Annotated in this window: 16 protein-coding genes and 1 pseudogene; 8 read left to right on the forward strand and 9 right to left on the reverse strand. The window is 43.5% G+C overall.

Annotation, left to right across the window (positions count from 1 at the left end):
• Window positions 1-48: 48 nt before the first annotated feature.
• The 3 genes and pseudogenes from V7L29_RS00130 to V7L29_RS35330 all read right to left on the reverse strand — a co-directional run bounded on the left by V7L29_RS00130 (window position 49) and on the right by V7L29_RS35330 (window position 2,396).
• Window positions 49-1,482 carry a BCD family MFS transporter gene (locus V7L29_RS00130; RefSeq protein ID WP_334734125.1) on the reverse strand — a complete coding sequence of 478 codons (1,434 nt, stop codon included), beginning with the start codon at window positions 1,480-1,482 and terminating at the stop codon, window positions 49-51.
• A gap of 110 nt (window positions 1,483-1,592) precedes the next feature.
• Window positions 1,593-1,910 (reverse strand): annotated as a pseudogene (locus V7L29_RS00135) (hypothetical protein); the annotation flags it as partial.
• 270 nt (window positions 1,911-2,180) lie between these two features.
• A complete protein-coding gene (locus V7L29_RS35330) occupies window positions 2,181-2,396 on the reverse strand; it encodes a protein phosphatase 2C domain-containing protein (protein ID WP_442944097.1) in 216 nt (71 codons plus the stop codon).
• A 362-nt stretch (window positions 2,397-2,758) separates the two neighbouring features.
• Here V7L29_RS35330 and V7L29_RS00140 point away from each other — a divergent pair, with 362 nt between their 5' ends.
• The gene (locus tag V7L29_RS00140; RefSeq protein ID WP_334688087.1) at window positions 2,759-2,983 is read left to right on the forward strand and encodes a hypothetical protein; all 225 of its coding nucleotides are present in this window, start codon (window positions 2,759-2,761) and stop codon (window positions 2,981-2,983) included.
• 263 nt (window positions 2,984-3,246) lie between these two features.
• A complete protein-coding gene (locus V7L29_RS00145) occupies window positions 3,247-4,194 on the forward strand; it encodes an aldo/keto reductase (RefSeq protein WP_334688086.1) in 948 nt (315 codons plus the stop codon).
• Window positions 4,195-4,204: 10 nt separating this feature from the next.
• On the opposite strand, the gene V7L29_RS00150 is transcribed toward V7L29_RS00145, so the two are convergent.
• The 3 genes from V7L29_RS00150 to rimO all read right to left on the reverse strand — a co-directional run bounded on the left by V7L29_RS00150 (window position 4,205) and on the right by rimO (window position 8,146).
• On the reverse strand, window positions 4,205-4,783 hold the full coding sequence (locus tag V7L29_RS00150; protein ID WP_334734126.1) for a Uma2 family endonuclease: 579 nt from the start codon (window positions 4,781-4,783) through the stop codon (window positions 4,205-4,207).
• Between the two features lie 222 nt (window positions 4,784-5,005).
• Entirely contained in the window at window positions 5,006-6,544 is a 1,539-nt protein-coding gene (locus tag V7L29_RS00155) for a DEAD/DEAH box helicase (RefSeq protein ID WP_334688085.1), read from the reverse strand.
• Between the two features lie 282 nt (window positions 6,545-6,826).
• Window positions 6,827-8,146: a 30S ribosomal protein S12 methylthiotransferase RimO gene (gene rimO, locus V7L29_RS00160; protein ID WP_334734127.1), complete on the reverse strand. Its 1,320-nt coding sequence runs from the start codon at window positions 8,144-8,146 to the stop codon at window positions 6,827-6,829.
• Between the two features lie 1,007 nt (window positions 8,147-9,153).
• Here rimO and btpA point away from each other — a divergent pair.
• Both btpA and V7L29_RS00170 read left to right on the forward strand, forming a co-directional pair.
• Entirely contained in the window at window positions 9,154-10,002 is an 849-nt protein-coding gene (btpA, locus tag V7L29_RS00165) for a photosystem I biogenesis protein BtpA (RefSeq protein WP_334688113.1), read from the forward strand.
• Window positions 10,003-10,153: 151 nt separating this feature from the next.
• The gene (locus tag V7L29_RS00170; RefSeq protein ID WP_334734128.1) at window positions 10,154-11,137 is read left to right on the forward strand and encodes a vitamin K epoxide reductase family protein; all 984 of its coding nucleotides are present in this window, start codon (window positions 10,154-10,156) and stop codon (window positions 11,135-11,137) included.
• Between the two features lie 571 nt (window positions 11,138-11,708).
• Here the strand turns inward: V7L29_RS00170 and nadB are convergent.
• The 3 genes from nadB to V7L29_RS00185 form a co-directional block, all read right to left on the reverse strand.
• Window positions 11,709-13,385 (reverse strand): L-aspartate oxidase, encoded by a 1,677-nt coding sequence (gene nadB, locus V7L29_RS00175; protein WP_334734129.1) that lies wholly within the window; start codon window positions 13,383-13,385, stop codon window positions 11,709-11,711.
• A 151-nt stretch (window positions 13,386-13,536) separates the two neighbouring features.
• Window positions 13,537-13,965, reverse strand: coding sequence for a photosystem II complex extrinsic protein PsbU (gene psbU / locus V7L29_RS00180; protein ID WP_334734130.1), 429 nt, complete (start codon window positions 13,963-13,965; stop codon window positions 13,537-13,539).
• Window positions 13,966-14,452: 487 nt separating this feature from the next.
• Window positions 14,453-15,238, reverse strand: a complete 786-nt coding sequence (locus V7L29_RS00185; RefSeq protein WP_334734131.1) for a DUF3120 domain-containing protein — start codon at window positions 15,236-15,238, stop codon at window positions 14,453-14,455.
• A gap of 274 nt (window positions 15,239-15,512) precedes the next feature.
• Here V7L29_RS00185 and V7L29_RS00190 point away from each other — a divergent pair, with 274 nt between their 5' ends.
• The 4 genes from V7L29_RS00190 to V7L29_RS00205 all read left to right on the forward strand — a co-directional run bounded on the left by V7L29_RS00190 (window position 15,513) and on the right by V7L29_RS00205 (window position 22,915).
• Complete coding sequence (locus tag V7L29_RS00190; protein WP_334688079.1) at window positions 15,513-16,475, forward strand: undecaprenyl-diphosphate phosphatase; 963 nt, start codon at window positions 15,513-15,515, stop codon at window positions 16,473-16,475.
• An 877-nt stretch (window positions 16,476-17,352) separates the two neighbouring features.
• Entirely contained in the window at window positions 17,353-18,699 is a 1,347-nt protein-coding gene (locus V7L29_RS00195; RefSeq protein ID WP_334734132.1) for a TIGR03279 family radical SAM protein, read from the forward strand.
• 97 nt (window positions 18,700-18,796) lie between these two features.
• On the forward strand, window positions 18,797-21,613 hold the full coding sequence (locus V7L29_RS00200; protein ID WP_334734133.1) for a glycoside hydrolase family 10 protein: 2,817 nt from the start codon (window positions 18,797-18,799) through the stop codon (window positions 21,611-21,613).
• A gap of 720 nt (window positions 21,614-22,333) precedes the next feature.
• Entirely contained in the window at window positions 22,334-22,915 is a 582-nt protein-coding gene (locus tag V7L29_RS00205) for a PAS domain-containing protein (RefSeq protein WP_334734134.1), read from the forward strand.
• Window positions 22,916-23,105 lie beyond the last annotated feature (190 nt).

The raw sequence follows: 23,105 nt of genomic DNA on the forward strand, positions 1-23,105 counted from the left end.
TGTCATTTGTCATTTGTCCCATGCCCCATGCCCCATGCCCTATACAGTTTAATCTAAATCGCTTTCTAAAACCGAAGCGATCGCAAGCTTTGTACTTGTTTGAAATTCTGTAATGTTCACCCGATTCAGAAACCAAATCGACAGCACCATTCCCACGGCTTCTAGAACGAATACCAGTCCATAAGCTAGTTCTAGGCTTGGTAGCAGCTTGCGTCCAATATCCAAAACTGTACCTCCGATTACCACCGCGATTCCTCTAGAGAGGGATTGCGCTAACCCCCATGCCCCAATAAACGTACCTGCGGCTTCTGCTGCTGTGAGATCCAACATCAAGCTAATTGCTGCCGTTGTTAAAAAACCTGTGGCTAAACCGAACAATACCAAACCTAGTTTGAGAACTGCTGCGTTAGCTGTAAATCCTGATATACCTAGCAATATTGCACAGAATGCTACTAACATACAGCCTAGACGTGCAGTTCTGCGCTTACCCAAACGTGGGACAATGTAAAAGCCAGTAACCCCGTAGGCAATCAGTAGACCCGTTCCATAAAAAATATTTAATTTGGTACTTTCCGCTAGGGGCATTTTAAACACTTGACCGGCATAAGGTTCCAAAATCGGGTCTTGCATAAACAAACTGATAGTCATCACCAATAAAAAGGTGAAAAATATACCTGTTTGTGGGCTAGCTGTCAATATTTTCCAAGCATTGCCTAGAGTAATGCTGTCTTCCCGGTTCACCAGTGTGGAACGAGTTGAGTATTGGGAGTACTTTTTTTCTACGCCCAACGTCGCTGCGATCGCCAAACCAAATACAATTGCTGGAACGATAGTAAACAACCTGTTGATTGCTGCTTGTAAGGTTTCTACTGTTGTTTCTGGCGTTAACTGTTTCAGCAAGCTGGCACTGATAATTGCCCCAACAATAATCCCCACCATTAGCATCGACCAGACCACACCAACTACTTTGGAACGGTTATCTTCTTCAGATATATCCACCAATAAAGCAGCGAAGGCAGTACTACTAGCAGAAATTCCTAGACCGTATACAGCGAAAACTAAAGCCAAAAGTGCTGTCCAGCCGATTGTTTGGGTTGTCCATACCCAGCCACCTGTATTAGTATCGGCAAGATTCAGCTGCCACATCACTTGTACAGCTAAAAATGCTGTGATCGCAAATATTGCCGCACCCACCCAAACATAAGCTGTGCGGTGGGAACCCCATAACGGCTTGGCATCGGAAATCTGGCCGAACCAGACACGGGAAGGAGCAACAAATAAAGGCAGTGCTAGAACTACTGATACCAGCGTCGCCGGAATTGCTATTTCTTGAATCATGACTCTGTTGAGTACGCCCAGAGTCAAAATGGACATCATGCTCAACCCCATTTGAAATAAACCCAGCCGAAACATGGTCAGTAGGTTTACCCTTGGCACAGATAGGGATTTTGTTTTGGTATCAAATACTTCACCGCTTGCCATAGCTATTTTTCGTATCGTTTATGGAATATAGTCTCTCTTTAAATAACAATAAACTGTTCGATAAAACTTAAACCCACATTCAAAAAAAAACCCCCACTAAGTTAGGGGTATCAATTTTTGGGTTTGGTGATAGAAGCAGATGCTGATGACTTCGCCAGAGTTGGAATTTGGTAGCAGGGGAATCCAGTCCCTCTACACTTTTTCCAAAAACTCCCTAAACGCGGCAGCATAACGTACACAATACTTTTGGGGATACCCTGAAAAAATTTACTCAAAGATCCTGCTATTTGTAACCCATTGTTAGTGACAAGCCTTTCACCTGTGCCATCTGTAAAAACAGCTACTCCTGTAACATTCTGAACATCAATAAAACCATAGTGAATATCCTTATCGGTCAGATTTTCAGTCAAAAAAGTAGTTTGATTTGCAAAATCACCTTTACCTCAAGACCCAATCAATTCCAGATTATTTGCTTTTTAAATAACTATAAAACCATTAGAAACTTTCAACTAAAATAATTAATTTTCATCAATTATTATTATTAGCAATTCATATTTAAATAAATCAAAAGAATATTTTTATTCTCTGACAAATCTTTAATGATTTCAATGGCATATTTGAGAAAACGATTAGCATATTTTTTTCAAGTTCTATGTCTTCTTGTGTATCTTTATCTAATATTTATTGGTTAATATCTTCTATAGATGCTGTAAAACGATTAAGTATCTAACTACAGCACTTGAGCCAAAATGAGACAATCTTGCGCTTCCAGCGCCATCTGCGACAAAAATAGCAGGTCTTGAAATCAATACAGATAATGCTGAATCTTGGCAGGGGATAGGAGGATCGACCCGTAAATGCGAACTTCCAACAACAGCATCAAAGACCCTTCGCCATTTCTTCCAAGCTGTCAATTTCTCTTACTATAAACTCTTCTGACGCAGCTAATGCTTGCGTAATGCTTGCAGGCTATGTGTTTTATGTTTGATTTCTAGCCAGTTGCGGCGAAGTGGTGACAATCGCGCTATGAAGATACTGCATCAACCATTCAAGGTTATTCTACAGGACGGGCGTTAGTATCTGGCAATTAATTGGGTAGAAGTTCTGAAATTATGGTATTGCGCTGTAACTTTATCAGACGCAATCAAGTCATATAAAAACATCAATGTGAAAATGTGGTTTTAACTACGCTATTGCATTGAATTAGTAAGATAAACTTGCCGTATGTATGTCATCAAACTACTTACCTTCATCTAGTTAAAAAAAGGCATAAGCAATGAGTAAAGAATCAGTCAAAGTAATATTATGGGAAGAAAATCAAAAAGATTTTCTAAAAAAGTTCTATGATCTCCAATTTACTCCCAGAGTAGGAGAGGAAGTCTACCTAAAAAAGGAAAGATGGAAAGTAACCAGGGTTGAGCATGATGTAGAAATTAGTGAGATTAATGTCTATATGGAATTAATCAAAAAAGCCAAACAGGATAAATCATCTAGTTCATAAATACAAGTAAATACACTCAATTATTAGAAAAGGGAGGTTATTAGCCTCCTTTAATTCTGAGAATAGTAGATTCTCAGGTGTAATTTGTAAATCTTTATGCAAGCCGCGATGTCTACGACGGGCTACGCCTACACACAACAAAAGTTACGGCAAAGTGGTGATGATCACACCGTAAAGACTACATCAACTTCTCCACACCCAATCTTGTCTGTAACGATACACTATAAAAGTAAAGAAATGTAAATAAATTAAATTTTGTAACCGTGGAAACCATCACGTTGGGGCAAAATGGCCCGGCTGTTACACCTTTATGCATAGGCACTTGGGCTTGGGGTGATAAACTATTTTGGAATTATGGCAATGCCTATGGCCCAGAACAGTTACAAGAAGCCTTTACAGCAGCCTTAGAGGCTGGTGTTACCTTCTTTGATAGTGCCGAAGTCTACGGAATGGGACTATCAGAGAAATTTTTGGGACAATTTTTGCAACAGACACAACAACCTATACAAATCGCCACAAAATTTGGTCCCTTACCGTGGCGATTTACAGCCCAATCCGTCTCTGATGCTTTAACTCAAAGCCTCAAACGCTTACAATTAGAACGAATCGCCCTGTACCAAGTGCATTGGCCTTTTGCCTTCTTTTTAAGCCAAGAAACTTTGATGAATGCCCTAGCGGATGAAGTGAAGCGAGGCAGAATTGCCGCAGTTGGTGTGAGTAATTACTCAGCAGAGCAAATGCGAGACGCGCATCAAATATTGGCAGCCCGTGGAGTTCCTTTGGCTGTAAACCAAGTACGCTATTCTTTACTCAGTCGCCAAATTGAAAGCAAAGGTATTATCACAACTGCGCGTGATTTGGGTGTGACTATCTTGGCTTATAGTCCTCTAGCACAAGGATTACTTACAGGCAAGTACAGTATTGATAGTGCTGAAACCCCCACTGGTCCGAGGAAAATAGACCCGCGATTTAAAAAAGAAGGTCTGCAAAAAATTGCCCCAGTCATATCTTTGCTACGCAACTTCGGGGAAAAATATGATCGCACCCCTGCCCAAGTTGCTCTCAACTGGTTAATTGCTCAGGGGAACGTTATTCCCATTGCTGGGGTGAAGACAGCCGAACAGGTGCGTCAGAATGCTGGTGCTTTGGGCTGGAGATTGAGCGACGATGAAATTGGAGAGTTAGAACAAGTTAGTCGTCCTTGGCTGTAGTATTTTTGAACTACTCAAACACAGGAGGCCAAATTTCTGACACTACTACCTCCCAACCTGGTAATAAGTCTGGTAGTGTCAGTTTGTCGTTATCCTGCAAAACTATTGGTTCTTGATTGAGTCGATAAACGGTGAGCGTTAATTTGTCAGGATCAATCAAGACACCAACCGTAGACCCAAGTTGTAAGAATAGCTGAATCTTTTCTACCAGTGGTTTGATCCGGTCTGACTTAGATTTGACCTCAACCATCAAGTCAGGCACCAGTTCCACAAAGTCGCGCTTACTTGTTTTTAGTCTATCAGCCCGAACAAAAGATACATCAGGAGCGCGGAGATTTCGTTTTTCGTTATCAGCTTCTTTTCCGTTTTCAGTTTCTAGTGTAGGCAAAATGAAACCCGCGCTAGAACCAGTTACCCGTCCTAGACGCTGTGGGCGCACCCAGTTGCCGAGTAATCTAACTAACTCAGCACTTATTTCCTCTGACTCATAATCTGATGGGCCCATAACAACTATATTTCCGTCTACTAGCTCCATCTGCCATTCTGGATGCTCTGCTTGTAGTTGCTCTAAGTCTGGGATAGTGAACATAAAACCACGAAGAATGCATCTTTAATTTATCTTTCTACAAACTGGTAGAAAAAGTTACCCAAAAAGCCAAAAAGTCAAGAGCCAAAGTCAAAATCTTGACCGGAGGCGGAGCGTCTCCGGCTCCGCTCTTAACTCTCAACTCTCCCATTTTAGATTTGGATTTCGGATTGAAGAAAAAATCTAAAATCTAAAATCCAAAATTGATTAACTTCTAACTATTGACTAAGAAGCTGATTCCCTAGCTGTGGGTGAACCTAGCTTTTGATTGGTAGTAGGTGAAACAGAAGAATCACGACGGCTTGTCCGCAGTTTGGGCTTGGGAGAAGCATTTTTTTCTTCTTCCCCAGTACTACTATCTGATTTCCATGCAGAACGGGGGCGATCGCTGGAAGATTCACGACGTTTGCCGAGTCTGGGTTTGGGAGTGGGGCTTTCCTCTTGAGGAATTTCCACGTCTGAGTTCAACCAAGCGGGACGAGTTTGATCGTAAGCAATTTGCAGTGCAGCTGCGGCGATCGCCTGAGGATCGTATTCTTCAATCAGTTCGCTGACAATCGGTAAGAATGAAGCCAAACGCTCACCTGTTAAAGCTTCTCGCACCTGTTCTTGCAATTTCAGGATGTGTCGCGCTTCAATCTGTGCCTTTGTGGGAATTGTCAGCACTTGCCAAGTTTGGCGGTTATGACGTTCAAATGTTTGCTGCTTGCGCCGCTCAAATGGCTGTACTAAAGAAATTGCTGTTCCTTCTTTACCAGCACGACCAGTACGACCAATGCGATGGACGTAAGTTTCTACGCTATCGGGTAAGTCGTAGTTGATCACATGGGAGAGTTGATCAACATCTAACCCTCGTGCCGCAATATCAGTTGCTACCACCCAGCGGACTTGACGATTACGGAATCGGCTCAATAAACGTTCCCGTGCTTGTTGGGACAAGTCACCGTGGTATTCATCGACACTGTGACCAGCCCCTTGCAACTGACTGGTGAGTTCTGCGGCTGTGCGTCTGGTGCGGACAAAGATTAAAGCTGTTTCTGGATCTTCCATTTCCAGAATCGGCTGTAAAGCTTTGGCTTTTGTCCAGTGGCGGGGGATCAGGTAAGCTACCTGATTTATCTTGTTGGGAGCGGCTTTTGGTTGCTCAACGGTGACAGTCGCAGGCGATCGCAAAAACTTGTTCACCAACATCCGAATCGATGGTGGCATTGTTGCTGAGAATAAAGCTGTTTGGCGATCTACAGGCGCTTGGGAAAGAATTTTCACCACATCGTCGATAAAGCCCATGCTCAACATTTCATCGGCTTCATCTAACACAAACCACTTTACTTGATCGAGCTTTAAACAGCCGCGCTCCAGCAAATCTATCACCCGTCCTGGGGTGCCCACTACCATGTGAACACCACGTTTGAGTTGTAACATTTGACGGTCAATTGATTGACCACCGTAGATTGCTAACACCCGCAATCCTTCATTGCCGATGAACTGAGCGATCGCATCATGAACTTGCATCGCTAATTCACGAGTTGGAGTTAAAACTATAGCTTGTACGGCTTTTTGATTAATATCTAGCCGCTCTAAAATGGGCAGTGAAAATGCTGCTGTTTTCCCTGTTCCAGTTTGAGATTGACCTACGACATCACGACCGGCAAGCAATTGGGGAATTGCTTGCACTTGAATGTTAGTTGGTTCGGTAAAACCGATTTTTTCTAGTTGTTCGACACGTTCTTGGGAAATGCCTAATTCTTGAAACGAAAGAGTCATTAATTCTCCTAAATTTTATCTAAGGATTTTTGGATTAGTCATTAGTCATTAATTATTAGTCATTAGTCATTGGTTATTGGCTATTAGTGAGCCAAGGGCGATAGCGGAGCCTCAACTCTTGGAGAGGCTATGCCAACGAGTCCGCGTTCGCGTAGCGTCTCGTAGAGAGCGTCTCAGGAAACTCCCATGAAAACTGCCATTAATGCAGCGTTGACCTCAGGATAAGGGCGAATCCGTAAGGGTCATTTAACAAAGGACAAAGGACAAAAAACAAATGACAATTTAGTTATTGACTACTTGACCATAGAGGTCATATGTATCAGCGTGGTGAATCGCTGTTGGTACGATGGTTCCTAACTTTGCCTGACCTTTGACATACACCAGACCATCAACCTCGGGGGAAAATCTACCTGAACGACCGATTAATTCACCACTTTCAGGATTTTCTTGCTCAATCAGGACATCAACTATTTTGCCTACTTCCTGTTGATTTTTCTTTTGAGAAATCGGTTGCTGGAGTTCCATAAGTTGGTATCGGCGCTCGTCCATCACCAATTGGGGCAACTGATTTGGTAACTTGTAAGCTGGGGTTCCTTCCTCAGAGGAAAAGGTGAAGACACCAACATGGTCGAATTCATGCCGCTGGACGAACTCTAATAGATGCTCAAAATGCTCGCTTGTTTCTCCTGGAAAACCAACAATAAATGTTGTCCGCAGTACGGCTGTTGGTAGCGCCGTTTTGATGCGATCTATAATCCCATCATTTACACGTCCTTGCCAAGGACGGTTCATGGCGCGGAGAATCTCTGGATGAGAATGCTGCAAGGGCAAATCCAGGTAAGGCAAGACGTTGGGTGTTTCTTGGATCGCCACGATCACATCTGGGGTTAGTCCCGTGGGATAAGCGTAGTGCATTCTGATCCACGGTATATCTACTTTCCCCAAAGCGCGAAGTAACTCGGCTAATTTTGGCTGACCGTAAATATCTAGACCGTAGTTAGTGGTGATTTGGGAAATTAAAATAATTTCCTTTACCCCTTGACTAACTAATTGCTCCGCTTCGGCGACTATAGATTCAATAGTACGCGATCGCTGGTTCCCTCGAAGATGAGGAATTATACAAAATGCACAACGATAATCACATCCTTCCGCAACCCGTAGGTAAGCTATCCCCTCAGTTGTAGTGCGATAGCGCGGTGTAGTTTCGTCGGCAATGTAGGTTGGCTCAATACTAACCTGTTTGACCCGCTCGCCTTGTTCTACACGCTCAATTACATTTACAATTTTGTGATAATCGCCTGTGCCTACAACAGCTACTGCTTCGGGTAACTCCTCCAAAAGTTGTTCTTGGAAGTGTTGCGCCATACAGCCAGTGATTACGATCTTTTTATTTGCCTCTGCCAGTTCTACTAAAGTTCTGACAGATTCTTGTCTAGCTGCTTCAATAAAACTACAGGTATTAACAATAACGTAATCTGCTAACTCTTCATTTGTATCTACACCGTAGCCTGCTTCCACGAGCATTCCCAGCATATGTTCTGTGTCAATTCGATTTTTCTCGCACCCCAAGTGAGAAATCGCAATTGTTGGCTTGTCACCCATATTTTGAAAAAATCTTCATTTTTTTTTCCAGTAGTCAAACATTCCGGCGCTAACTTTGCTTTTTTGCTATCAACATCCTCATGAAAACAGTACAGTGGCAAATTCTCACTGTCAGCAACTGTCCGTGGAACTATCACCCTATTAATAATAAAAATAGAGGTCATGTTATGATATTCCTATCAATCTGTTCCCCAGGGAAAATTGAAGTGCCTTTGAGTCCATTTGACACTTGTAATCTTTTTTAACAATTCGCCTATTGGTATTTTACATTACCGCAGCCTGTGCGTTGTTAATTTACCCATCGGGAAGCCGCCCAAAGGGCTTGTTGTGAGAAGTCGCTACCCTCAGGGAAATCGACGAAAGCGACTACGCCTATAAAGCAGTAATGCTAGCCTGGCGATTGGCAAGTCCTACGACTGTGCGCGGACGAGATGCCTAAACCACGGAAAGCTGCCTCGCGTCTAGTGAGTGGCAAACTCCTCTTGTAGCCAAGTTTTATCTTAACATATCTTATGAGAGGTTTGAAGCCAATTTCCATCTGACGAAGGAAGCAGTAAACCGACTATCATAAAACACATTTGACTAGTTAATGAAAAGTCAAGAGTCAAGGGTCAAGAGGAGCGAGTCACGTGCGTATTTTCCTCCGTTGAAGAGACACCACCGTGCGGTGAGGCAGTCCGGTCTTCTCCCAAAAGGAGACGCTTTAGCGCATAGGGAGCCGACGCGCTAAACAAGGGGTTTCGACGCTACTTCCTTCTCCTGTCAAAGACGCTGCGCGAACACCGGAGGGAAAATACGCAACGGAGTAGCTCCCCATTAGCGACTGGCGTCCGGCTCTGCCGACAGCCAAGCAAGTTGCGTGGTTTCCCCGATGAAGAACTGCCTTACCCGTTCGCGTAGGTCTTTGCCAGGAGAAGGGAAGTTCCTCCCTTAAGGGAGTAGCGTTGAACTGGCGTTCAATAGTCAAAAAATTCTGGACTCTGGACTTTGCCAGGCGGATTAAAGACGTGGAATTATATCAGATATTTAAAACTCGCTCACCGATTATTGGCGTGGTTCACCTGCTACCACTGCCTACCTCACCCCGTTGGGGAGGTAGCCTCAAAGCGGTAATTGACCGCGCCGAACAAGAAGCTGCAGCCTTGGCAAGTGGAGGGGTTGACGGCATGATTGTGGAGAATTTTTTCGACGCGCCGTTTACCAAAAACCAAGTCGATCCAGTGGTTGTGAGTGCCATGACCATTGTGGTGCAGCGGATACAGAATTTGGTGACTTTGCCTGTGGGCTTAAATGTTTTGCGAAACGATGCCAAAAGTGCAATGGCGATCGCTAGCTGTGTACAGGCACAATTCATCCGCGTCAACGTTCTCACAGGGGTAATGGCAACCGACCAGGGATTAATTGAGGGAGAAGCCCATCAACTACTCCGCTATCGACGGGAGTTAGGCTGTGATGTTAAAATCCTGGCCGATGTGTTGGTGAAGCACGCCCGTCCTTTGAGTTCTCCAAATCTCACAGTCGCCGTGAAAGACACCATTGAAAGGGGTTTAGCAGACGGAGTTATTTTGTCTGGTTGGGCTACTGGTAGCCCTCCTAACTTAGAAGATTTGGAAATAGCTTGTGGTGCAGCAAATGGTACACCAGTGTTCATCGGTAGTGGGGCCAATTGGGAGAATATTGATACATTGATGCAGGCAGCAAATGGTGTAATAGTTTCCAGTTCCCTAAAACGTCACGGACGAATAGAGCAACCAATTGACCCAATTCGCGTCAGTCAATTTGTGGAAGCTACACGTCGCAATTGGAACTCCAAAGTTGAAAGCAAATCAGCAGAACAAGTGAAGTTACATTCTTAAATGGAGCATGGAGAGAAATAAATAATACTCAATACCCAATTATCAATCCCCAATCTCCAATGGGGAGAAATAACTAATCCCCAATCCCCATTGCCCCTTATCCTCAGAGGGGGCCCCGAGTTACCCAATGCCCATTAATCAATAGCAGTTTATGATTCGCCGCCGTTCTACTCCTTGGATTCATAGATGGTCACGTCCATTGATTGCCGCGATCGCTGGATGTGGTGCCCTGACAACAGGTTATCTTGCCATAGAAAAGTTAACAGGAGGCAGTGCAGCTTGTGTGGCACAGGCTGGTGTCAAGGGCTGTAATGATGTGTTTTCCAGTCCTTGGGCAACGGTTTTTGGTCAGCCATTAGCTTTGTTTGGATTTTTGGCATACACCAGTATGGTGATATTTGCTTTGGCTCCCTTGGTATTCAACTCAGGGCAAAACAATAGCCGCAAACAATTGGAAAATTGGACGTGGTTGCTGCTGCTGGCCGGAGCGATCGCGATGTCTGTCTTTAGTGGCTACTTAATGTACCTGCTGGCATCTCAAATTAGAGCTATTTGTCCTTACTGTATTGGTTCAGCTTTCTTCTCCCTCAGTCTTTTGGTACTGACGATTATCGGTCGGACTTGGGAGGATATTGGACAAATCTTCTTTACCGCCATTATTGTGGGGATGGTGACGCTGATTGGCACTTTAGGCGTATATGCTGGCGTGAACAAATCAGATGTTACATCGGGAACTCCTGGACAACCCGTAAAAATTACCTTCACTCCCAAGGCAGACCCTAACCCAGCATTTGGTTGGGAAGTTACCACTACTTCTGGTGAGGCAGAAATAGCCTTAGCACGCCAGCTGGCGAAGGTAGGCGCGAAGGAATACACTGCTTACTGGTGTCCTCACTGTCATGAACAAAAGCTGCTTTTTGGTAAAGAAGCCGAGGAAATAATTAATAATGATATTAAGGTAGAGTGCGCTCCTGATGGACTTAAAGCTCAAACACAATTGTGTAAAGCCGCAAAAATTGAAGGCTTCCCCACTTGGATCATCAATGGTAAAAGCTATAGCGGAGTCCAAAGCTTAGAGGAACTAGCGAAAGTTTCTGGTTACACGGGTCCTCGTAACTTCAAGTATTTCAAGTAATTGACTTGAGTCAGTCTTAGCGACGCTTTTCATTAATTGGGTAGGCTACACCGACCTAGCCGTACGGTGTAGTTCACACCCCATAGTCAATCAATTTTGGATTTTGGATTGACGATTTTGGATTTGTTCCGCCCACTAGTAGTCTGTCAATAAAAATTTGAGAGATGAATTAATTTTTCAATTTCTCTTCCTTGGCGTTCTTCTCTACCAGACGCTGCGCGTAGCTTGCTTCTCCGTAGGAGTATGCGTCCTTCCTGGTTCGTTCCTTTACCCCTCAAAACTAAGTTGACAGACTAATAGGGACGGGGCATGAACCAAAAAAATCTAAAATTGGTACGGTCAACTGCATGAATGCAGCAAAGTCTGTTTCCAGTTAGCTTTTTTGTTTTTGGTAATAGATAATAGGTATTTTCCAATAGGCTTTTTCCCAATTTTCCTGCGGCTTTTATCCGCAAATATCTCAAGCAAAAGAAAATCAATTAAGCATAGTTACTGATATAAAATGTATAATTTAATTGATTTTTTAGAGCACTTGGAAGCTACCTTAGGATGTAATAATGTCAGCGCCGAATCAAGACAATAGTGGAGATTTCCACCAATGAGATGTTTGTACAAGTGTGTGAACTTGCCAATTTGGGTCTGGCTGAGGATAATCTAAACGGTAGTGTCCGCCTCGGCTTTCGGTTCTAAAAGCAGCACTTTTGAGAATTAAATCAGCCACATCTAATAAATTGCGGGTTTCTGCCCAAAGTCCCAATTGCCGTTCAACATTTGGTAGGTCAAAACTAGCTGGTTCTGTGGGATGTAAAGCAAGTAAGAATTGACTTAAAGGCAATCGGGCGAAATCTTGCTGCCAAGATTCAACAGTAGCGATCGCACTTTCTAACCTTGATTGCTCCCGACAAATACCAGCACTTTCCCACACTAAACGTGGTAACTTCTCTCTGAGTGCTTCTAGCTGTGCTTGCTGGATGTGCCATTCACTCGCATCAGCACTAAATTTCCGTAATGGCAGCACTGCTATTTCTGACGGCAGCCCAATATTTTCCAACTCAATATTAGCCATCTGGGCCCCAAACACAATACATTCCAGCAGGGAATTACTGGCAAGGCGATTTGCGCCATGCACCCCGGTACTAGCGGTTTCACCCACCGCATACAAACTCTTAATATTTGTGCGATTCATCAGATCCGCAACAATCCCACCCATCCAGTAATGGGCAGCAGGGGCCACAGGAATTGGTTCATGGAAGACATCAACGCCCCAATGCTGACAAACTTTGATGATGTTGGGAAAGCGGTTACGAATCTTGTCGGCGGGGATGGGGCGCATATCCAACCACACATGGGCAGTTGCCAGATCAAGGGCGGTATGTTGTAAATGGCTGAAAATTGCTCTACTGACTACATCTCTGGGTGCGAGTTCACCCGCAGGATGGTAGTCAAAGGCAAAACGCCGCCCTTCGTTATCGACAAGGTGTGCCCCCTCGCCGCGTACAGCTTCGCTAATTAGAAAGCGATCAGCACCAGGTTTAGTCAGGGCAGTGGGGTGAAATTGCACAAATTCCAAATCGCGGAGGATAGCCCCAGCCCGAGCTGCGATCGCTACCCCATCACCCGTACTCACAGCCGGGTTAGTGGTTTGGGCAAATACCTGACCGCCGCCGCCAGTTGCCAAAACCACAGCACCAGCTCTTACCCATGTGATTTCACCTTGATAAAACAGGCTTATTCCCTGACAGCGACCACTTTCAGGTTCAATCCATAAACTCAAAGCCAAAGCTTGCTGAATGACTTGAATATTCTGGCGACGTAATACTTGGGTGGTGAGGGTAGTGGTAACTTCCCTTCCTGTGGTATCAGCGGCGTGGAGAACGCGGTTGCGAGAATGGGCAGCTTCTAAAGTTAAAGCCAAGGCTTGACCATGACGGTCAAAAGCAACCCCCAAGTTAACTAAAGATTGAATACAGTTAGGGGCAAGTTGGGCGAGAAATTCTACAGCGGTGCGATCACATAAACCCGCACCTGCCCGGATTGTATCTTCAATATGCAGCTTGGGAGAATCTTCCGGGGAAACGGCTGCGGCAATGCCACCTTGCGCCCAATCACTGGCGGACAAAGCAACAGTTTCTTTGGTAATCAAGCCGACTCGCAAGGACTCTGGTAGACACAAGGCTGTGTATAGTCCAGCCGCACCAGCGCCGACTACTAAAACATCAAATTGGCTAGGAATATCTATCTGAGGCAAGGTAATGGGGGAGAGAAGTGAGGAGTTAGAAGTGAGGAGTTAGGAGTTTTGAATTTTTAACTCATAACTCCTAACTCATAACTCATAATCGTATCCCACTCCCTAGAATCAGGAGCGGGCTGCTATTTGCTACATTGACTGTAAGGTGCAGTTATCTGTAGATGCCATTGTTAAAGCGATCGTCTCCCTCGTTGAAGGCAGGCTCTAGGTCTGTCACGGTAAATTTATCGAAGTTGGCTTGCAGGGTTTCTTTTTGGCGATCGCTCAATCCTGGAAGATCCAATACATCCTCTACATTTTTGTAGGGAGCATTCGTGATGATTTTCTTAGCCAGGGTGGGATAAAGCCCTGGAAACTGTTGAAAAGCTCGGACGTTGGTATTATTTAAATCAATTTTTTTACCAAATTCCGTTCCTAGTTTAGCGTCTGCCCGATTCTGCCGCTCAATTGCCAGAACTGGGATTTGAGGAAAAGCAAAACTGTTGAAACTAGCAGCTTGGGCTATCTGAGTTGTTCCCAACCATCCCCAGCAACTAAGTAACAAACTAAACACTGTTAATAAACGCACCAATCCTTTCACGATTTTCTACCTCTTTCCATCAAACAGAAATAAAAGTTTTAAGCTAACAGCCGTCATTAGTCATTGGTCATTGGTCATTCGTTAGAGGACAAAGGACAAAGGACAAAAGACGAAGGACAAAACCTGATAGCTTAATCAACACAGCAGTCATCAGAAACTAATATACAGCGTATTAATATCCACAATATTTGCCGTTACTGGGTTTGACTCTACTTTTGCCAAAAATTTTCATAGTGGTAAGAGTGCCTGCATCAGCCTGGTAGCATTCCCAGCTAGACGAAATCTTTTCGGAGTGGCTGATTCTACCTCCCAAGCAGACATGAAACCATGCGATGTCTAATACCGAAAACCTAGCAAGAAGATTTGATGCCGATGGATTGTTATGTAATATTTCTTAACTAATTAATCATCTACACCATCATTCTTGATGTAACCTAGACTGGGCTGGAAAAAGTTTCAGTTTTGACATTACACAATTTTTTAATATTTAGGCTGCGATCGCAGCTAATAAAAATAGGCTGTCTACCAAAATTGTGCTTAAAACTGCGCCACCAAAGGCATACCAGTGTCTTTGCTTTCTAGCTAAAGGTAAAATCCCAACTATTGACAGCACTAGGGCGAGAATTATTGCCCAAGTTTGTCCCCAAGGTGCTTGTACTTGCATTAAAGCATTTTGTAAGATTTGTGGTGCTAGATCTGCATCTACTATCATAATTTGCCGCCAATAAGGCATTAAATCTACTAGATAAAAATATACATCTGTTAAAACTGTACCGAGTAAAGAACCTAAATAAAACCAGCTACCCACCTTACCCCAATTCTTCGCCAGACACCAGCAAGCAAACGGTAATCCTATACATTCCACTGGCAGATGCCATAGAGGTTCCCAACGTAACCAGCCCCAGTAAATCGCTCCTGCTAACCAACTCCAGCTAAATCCTAAGAACAAATCTCCCCAGACATAAGTTGCAGTTCGTGACATTAAAGTAAAACTTAGCCACACCCAAAATGCTGTCAGCGCTAAACTTAGACTTGGTAGCGATCGCACTATTGGCGCTTCTACAAATACTGGCACTGATACCAAAAATACCGCCGCCGCAAACACTAACCAAGTTTGTTGGGAAGAGATAGCCACGGGGAGCGGGAAAGGGGCAGATGAAGAGAGTATTGACTCTAATTCTTGGATATTCGTCTGTGCCACTTTAGCTGAAGACGATTCGGTATCAATTGAGGAGGTAGAACCGGTGTAGGAGAACAATGTATTATTAAGCAAAGTTTTTAAGATTTGTTACTAAACTTTATTTTATTTAAGATATCACATTTGAAAATCCCCCCATAGGGCATTTTGGTTTGACTGGAATTTTCTCTGGCTTGGATGTCACTTAGATAGTAACTGGGGCTTTTGGGGAAGCAGCAGTGATAAATTAGTGACGCGCCTTTGTGGGGATGAACAAAAAACCGATGTTTTTTTCAACTCTCATCCTGGTAAGTTCCCCAGGCAGTTGTTTGTGTAATTAGTTGAAACAACAGCGATCGCAGGTAAACTGATGACTCTATCAAAACGTCAATGGTTCGGGCTTTTAAGCGCAGCATCTGTAACTTTTTCGGTGGTTGCATTTGATCTCAAAGTTCTCGGCACCCAGCCGAATGTCGGGGAAAATGGGGTGCAACAGATGAACATTTTGCAGGCCATTGTTTTAGGCTTTGTGCAAGGAATGACAGAATTCCTGCCGATTAGTAGCACGGCGCATTTAAAAGTCGTGCCTGTAGTTCTTGGGTGGGGCGATCCGGGAGTCGCTTTTACCGCTATTATTCAGCTCGGTAGTATAGCAGCCGTGCTGTGGTACTTCTGGAGGGATTTGACGCGAATTTTTAAAGGAGCGTTCAAAGCAATCACCCACAAAGATTATGATGACTACGACTTTCGCTTGTTCTTAGGGATTATTTTGGGAACTCTGCCGATCATCTTCTTTGGACTTTTGATTAAGAAATTTATCCCAGACTTTGATAATTCACCGATTAGAAGTTTAGGAGCGATCGCAATTGCCTCCATAGTCATGTCGCTGTTGCTGGGGTTAGCAGAACGATTAGGTAAGCGTCAACGCGACTTTGAACACCTGTCGATGCAAGATGGGGTTTTGATGGGTTTAGCCCAAACTTTGGCATTAATTCCTGGTGTTTCTCGTTCGGGTTCCACCCTAACATCAGGGCTATTTATGGGATTAAAACGGGAAACGGCTGCGAGATTTTCCTTTTTGCTGGGCATTCCTGCCATTACTCTAGCGGGGTTAGTCGAGTTAAAAGATGTTATCGGAGCAGGATTAACCAGTGCAGCAATAGTTCCTATAGTCGTAGGAGTAATTTCTGCCGCAATCTTCTCATATATATCGATCGTTGGATTGTTACGCTTCCTCAAAACCCAAACCACTTGGGTATTTATTTGGTATAGGCTGGCATTTGGTGTAGCAATACTGACGGCAATTGGAACTGGGGTGCTAAAAAATAGTTAGTAACTGTAAGTTGTCAATAACCCAATACGCTTCAGTTAAAAGTATAGGACTTACGCAAAAACCTTCTCAAACTCTCGTTTCTCCGTGACCTCTGTGTTCTCTGTGGTAGCCTGTCTTGAAAAGTTCAGATGCCTGCGGCGGGCTGCGCCAACGGCGGGAAACGACGCGATACACTTTTCGCTGCGGCAAGCCGAGGAAGCGTCTACGTTTTCCGTTAACTGTGCGTAAGTCCTAAAGTAATAGCTGTACAGCAAAGATGAAAATTGAGAAGATCAATTTGTTGTCATGTTCTTGTGTCCTAACAACAACTTGAACGTTTATAACTACAACTCTAGCAACTATAATCACAACTTAAGTCGTAGTAACTACAGCTTAAGCGTTACTTATGACAACTTGAACGTTTATAACTACAGCTTCAGCAACCATAATCACAGCTTAAGTCTAGTAACTAAAACTTAAGCGTTACTTATAAAAGTTGGAACATTCATAACTACAGCTTCAGCCGTAGTAACTACAACTTAAGGGTTACTTATGAAACTTTGAACGTTTATAACTACAGCTTTAATTTTTTGAGTGACAGCGTTTAGTGTAGTGAGAACTGATGAGCCAATATTAACGGTACTTACTTATGAAATCGCCATAGTGCAACCTGATTCTTAACCAATACGGCAATTGTGCGATCGCGTGGATGTTGCCGAGGCTTGCTGCTAACGCACCATGTTATCTAGCGGTGCGTGATAGCAAAGCGTAACACAATGACAGTTATGATGCCTGCGGCAGGATGCACCCTAAGCGTAGCTATGTCGCAGGCTTTACGCCAAAAGTCGGCGCTCATCCTGCCTTCCCTACTTAAGATTTACTTTATAAATAGTCTGTTATGAGTGTATTAGCTATTAATCCTGCCCGAATTACCAAAGTATTACCTGATTCCATAGCCGCAGAAATTGGCTTTGAGGCGGGGGATGCGATCGTTGCTATAAATGGTACACGTCCCCGCGATTTAATTGATTATCAGTTTTTGTGTGCTGATGAAGTCTTGGAATTAGAAGTTTTAGATGCTGCTGGTAAAACTCATAGCCTGGAAATCGAAAAAGACTACGACGAAGACTTGGGGCTAGAATTTGAAACTGCCTTATTTGATGGCTTAATTCAGTGCAATAACCGTTGCCCATTTTGCTTTATCGACCAACAACCACCAGGTAAGCGTTCCAGTTTGTACTTGAAAGACGACGATTACCGCCTGAGCTTTTTGTACGGTTCTTACCTTACCCTGACAAATCTACCAAAAAGAGAATGGCAGCGGATTGAACAAATGCGCTTGTCTCCGTTGTATGTTTCTGTTCATGCTACGGAGCCGGAAGTGAGAATTAGACTGCTAAAAAATCCGCGTGCGGGACAAATCTTGCAACAGCTCAAGTGGTTTCAACAAAGACGACTACAAATTCATGCTCAAGTAGTTGTTTGTCCTGGTATAAATGATGGCGAACATCTGGAACAAACTCTCAACGATTTAGCGTCTTTTCATACTGGTGAAATACCTGCTGTGGCATCGGTGGCAGTTGTGCCAGTTGGGTTGACACGGTTTCGGCCTCCAGAAGACGAACTTACACCTGTAACTACGGAAAAAGCCCAAGAAGTGATTTCTCAAGTACGATTGCTCTCGCGGCAATTTCGCCAAAAGTTTGCTTCCAGCGTTGTTTGGTTAGCCGATGAGTGGTTTTTGATTGCAGGTGAGGAATTACCCAGCGAATCTGAATATGAAGAATATCCCCAAATTGATAACGGAGTTGGTTCGATTCAATTATTTCTCAAACAATTTGCCACCGTTGCGGCAGAATTACTACCGCCAAAAGTTTATCCTCAGAGAAAGTTGACTTGGGTAGTAGGCAACGCTGTAGAAAAAGCATTTCAACCCATTTTGGAACGCTTAAATTTTGTTGAAGGTTTAGAAGTCAATATGCGTGCTTTATGTAGTGATTACTGGGGACAAAATATTAGTGTAACTGGATTATTAACTGGTCATGATTTGCTTTTAAACTTAGAAGGGCAAGATTTAGGTGACGGGATTTTGCTACCGAATGTCATGTTAAAAAATGGTGAATTAGTATTTTTAGATGATATGAGTATTGAGGAATTAGCTGGCAGACTTAACACAAAAATTTTTCAAGTTGCAGGAATTGAAGATTTAATCAATACCTGTATTGCTAATTTTATGAATGCTTAATGAAAAAACATCAGTTGTTTTTCGGAGGTAATTTATTGTTATGCTAGATGATAAATAAGAAGTAATGCCTAATAATTAATCCACTAAGGAGCAAGTAGTGAAGAATCGGGAAGACTATCATAAAAAGGTAAATTTACAAATAAAAAAAGCCGGATTCTTCATTTTAAGTTTTAATTTTTTAATTTTAAATAGTTTTAATATTTTGCCAGTAACGGCGGCAACTGAAGAACCTGTATTGAGCGTAGTGCAGAGCCCAGAAAATGCGAATCAATGGATAGGGATAACTGACCGCTTACAGGCAATAGGGGTGAAATATTGTGTAATTCCCCTAACAGATGTCAAGAGTGGGGCAGATTGGGGCGATCGCCGGATATTATTTTTGCCAAATGTCGAGACATTAACGCCAACCCAAGCGATCGCCTTAGAAGATTGGATGAGTAAAGGAGGGCGCTTAATTGCCAGTGGGCCTGTAGGCAGTCTCTCAGCGCCGGGAGTGCGCCAATTATTGCGATCGCTTTTGGGAGGTTATTGGGGATTCAGCCTCAGTGACATAGAACAGATCAAACCCACAAAAACCAATATCTCAGAATGGGCAAATCAAACTGAACTCTTTGGCAAAGTGCGCGGCGGCGTTGTGATTCCTAATGATATAGGCACTCAATCTGCTGCTGTTTGGAATTCTAAAGATAATCCTGCCGCAGTAGTGACAACTGAGCGTTCCACCCTTTTGGGCTGGCGCTGGGGAACAAATGCAGCAACAGCTGCCGAGTTAGATAATGCCTGGTTAAAAGCTGCTGTCAATCACTATTTGACAGCGCTACCGCCATCGAGTCGGATGAAAAAAATAGCAGGAGGTTCGCAAAACTGCTCAACAACGGTGGCGGCTGTGTCAAGGGAGCAGGGGGGCAGAGGGGCAGAGGGGCAGGGGAGCAGGGAGGCAGAGGGGCAGAGGGGTAGTTCATCTCCCTCATCTTTTCCTGCTAAAACTGCCACTGCTCCCATATCTAGACCGCTAACTATAGTCAAACCCCCGAGTTCCCAAGAGGCTATTGACCAACTGGAACAAGCGGTGCGTCTAAATGTTGCACCTAACTCCAATGAGCCGATTGACAACAACCAAGCGATTGCTCTCCAGCAAGAGCTAGAAAATCTGATTGGTAGGGTGGAAAGTGCTAATTTAGCGGTATCAGCCGATGCAGCTAATCAAGGCGTTGGGATATCTGAGGAAAAGCAGTCCTCTAGGCATCTGGACACTTATACCCCCCAATTTGTCAAGGAGCAGACGACGCAATTGGCCTCAACTCAATTGGGGGGGCTAGTCATAAGTAAAGACCAAGCCTTGGCACAGGTAAGGGTAATTGCCAAAAACTTACCCCAATTGATTGCACAAAAAAACTACGCTCTGGCTCGTCAGCAGTGGCTGGCAGCGAAGACGATTTTGTGGCAGCAATTTCCTGTTGATCGGAGACTGGCTCAACCAGAAATTCGGGCAGTTTGGTTAGATCGGGGGACAATTGTTCGTTCTGGTAACAAGGCGGGATTAGCCCAGATTTTTGATCGCCTAGCCCAAGCTGGGATTAATACCGTCTTCTTTGAAACTGTTAACGCTGGCTATACCATTTATCCGAGCCAAGTCGCAAAAGAGCAAAACCCATTAATTCGTGGGTGGGACCCACTGGCAGATGCAGTGAAATTAGCCCATGAGCGAGACATGGAATTACACGCTTGGGTTTGGACTTTTGCTGCTGGTAACCAACGCCACAATGAAATTATCAACGTTAATCCTGATTATCCAGGCCCAGTACTGGCGGCTCATCCCGATTGGGCAAACTACGATAACCTTGGCAAGATGATTCCCGTTGGGCAGACTAAGCCATTCTTCGACCCAGCCAACCCGGAAGTAAGGCAGTACTTGCTCAAGCTGTACGACGAAATCGTCACTCGCTATGAGGTGGATGGTCTACAGTTAGACTACATTCGCTACCCCTTTCAAGACCCATCAGCAGGTCGAACCTATGGCTATGGCAAAGCTGCAAGAGCGCAGTTTCAGCAACTTACTGGTGTAGATCCGATAAATATTTCCCCCAGCCAACCAGAACTGTGGCAAAAGTGGACGACATTTCGCACCGCGCAAATTGATAGCTTTGTTGCCCAAGTTTCACAGCAGTTGCGACAAAAACGACCGAATTTGATTTTGTCGGTTGCAGTATTTCCTCTGCCAGAACTAGAGCGGATTCAGAAAATTCAACAAAACTGGGAAAATTGGGCAAGGCGGGGAGATGTAGATTTAATCGTTCCTATGACTTATGCTCTGGAGACATCTGGCTTCCAACGACTAGCCCAACCCTGGATTGCCTCTAAACAATTGGGAGCTACATTGTTAGTGCCGGGAATTCGCTTACTTTCTTTGCCAACAGTTGGAGCATTCGATCAACTCCAGTTGGTAAGGGACTTGCCAGTTAGTGGTTACGCACTTTTTGCCGCAGAGAATTTTAACAACGAGCTACAAAAACTCTTTATTAGCACCCAAGGTAGGGTTCAATCCACAACAAGTGAACCGATTCCTCACCGCCAGCCTTTTCAAACTGCCGCCATCCGTTACACGGCGCTGCAACGGGAATGGAAATTTGTTTTCCAAAATTACCAACTACAAAAGCCTGCTCAGACAATATCAGATTTTAACAACCAGGCAGAAGTTTTACGCAGTGCTTTAAATGAGCTTGCTGCTTCCCCTTCTCCTAGTAAGTTATTAGTGGCAAGAGCCTCACTAACTCGGTTCCAGTCTCAATTTCGGGTATTGATGAGCCAAGAGCTTAAGTCAAATTCCTATCAAGTCAAAGTTTGGGAAAATCGGCTTGTAACTATAGAAAGGTTATTACGTTACGGCGAACGGCGGGTGCAGTTCCGTCCTTAGTGAAGAGGCAGGAGAGCAGGGGAGGCAGGGAAAGAAAAAAAGCTTAACCCAAGCGTATTGCCCCATATCCGATTTCCAATTAGCTGGATATAAGCTGCTTTGTATTTCTTAACACAATTTTTGCTCTATTTATAACCCAAATTATTACTACTTGTTTGGCGTCAAAATATTGGAAAATGCTTAAGTAAGAAGTTTTAGATAACTATTTTTTTATAATAGCTATCAAAAAAATCTATATAAGCCTTACTTCAGCTTCTAAGGCTATAAAGCTTAGAATCAATAATTAACCGTTCGCTGCTGATGGTTGTGCCGTAAACATCACTATTAGATGCGATCGCACTGATGACAGCACAGGGCAAGAGTGTCTTAGTTTTTTATCTTCGCAGTTAGCGTGGTGCGTCTACCAAACTGATATGGTAATGCTTGTAGCTTCAGGAACTAGCTTGAAACAGCCAATATTTTTGAAGTTATGCATACCTCGTTCACGATATTCAATATGTCATAATTATTAAATTATTTATCAGTGTTTTTACAGTTAAAATAGCAGTTGTATCTACCGCCAGTTGTAAATAACCAATATCAAGTTGTTGGTCTTGTCAACCTGAAAGTATTTGTCAAGCACTAGCATAATAAAACAGAGAAAACTAGAGGTAACGCTAGTGTTTGTTCCTTTGAGGTAGCACATTAGATTCTCCTTGAGAGACAATTATCTGAGTACAAATGGTTACTAGCACACGCTATAGTACTGACAGACACAACAAACTAGCTCGTCTTACTGGAGTTTCTGTGGATAGTACCTCTTCTGTACAAGCAGAAGTATCATTGCATGAGAATGAAAGACAATTCCGCGCTATCTTCAACGGCATCTTCGAGTTTATTGAGTTGCTGACAACAGAGGGTATAGCGCTAGAAGTTAACCAAACAGGACTCGACTTTAGGCAATTACAGCCACAAAATGTAGTTGGACTTCCATATTGGGAAATATGGTGGACGATTTGTGAAGAAACACAACGTCAATTAAAAGCAGCAATAGCACTTGCTGCTAGAGGTGAATTTGTCCGTTACGAAGTTGATGTAATTAGTGCACAGCAAACATTAAGAATCATAGACTTTTCTTTGAAACCGTTTACAGACGAAACTGGCAAAGTCGTGCTGCTGATTTTTGAAAGACTCGACATTACTGGTCTTAAGCAGCAATATACTAGCCACTGGTTTAGGAATAGCAATTTTAAAAAAGTGTATAGATATCCAAAGCAAGCGCATCTTGTCAATAAAAAAGCCCCAATCTCAATAAACACCTAAATAATCGCATTAAGCCCTGCTTATTGATAATGAAATAGGTGATCACTATTAACCTGTAGAAATCAACCGAACCATAAATCCCTATTCTCTCGTCCATTCATTGAATGTAAGTTTTGTCAATCCCATTTGAGATGCGTTTACTCTGTATAGATATCTAACAAGATAAAATATTTCTCACAATTGCGTTGGA

Source organism: Nostoc sp. (genome assembly GCF_036916575.1).
In the GTDB taxonomy this organism is placed as follows: domain Bacteria; phylum Cyanobacteriota; class Cyanobacteriia; order Cyanobacteriales; family Nostocaceae; genus Nostoc.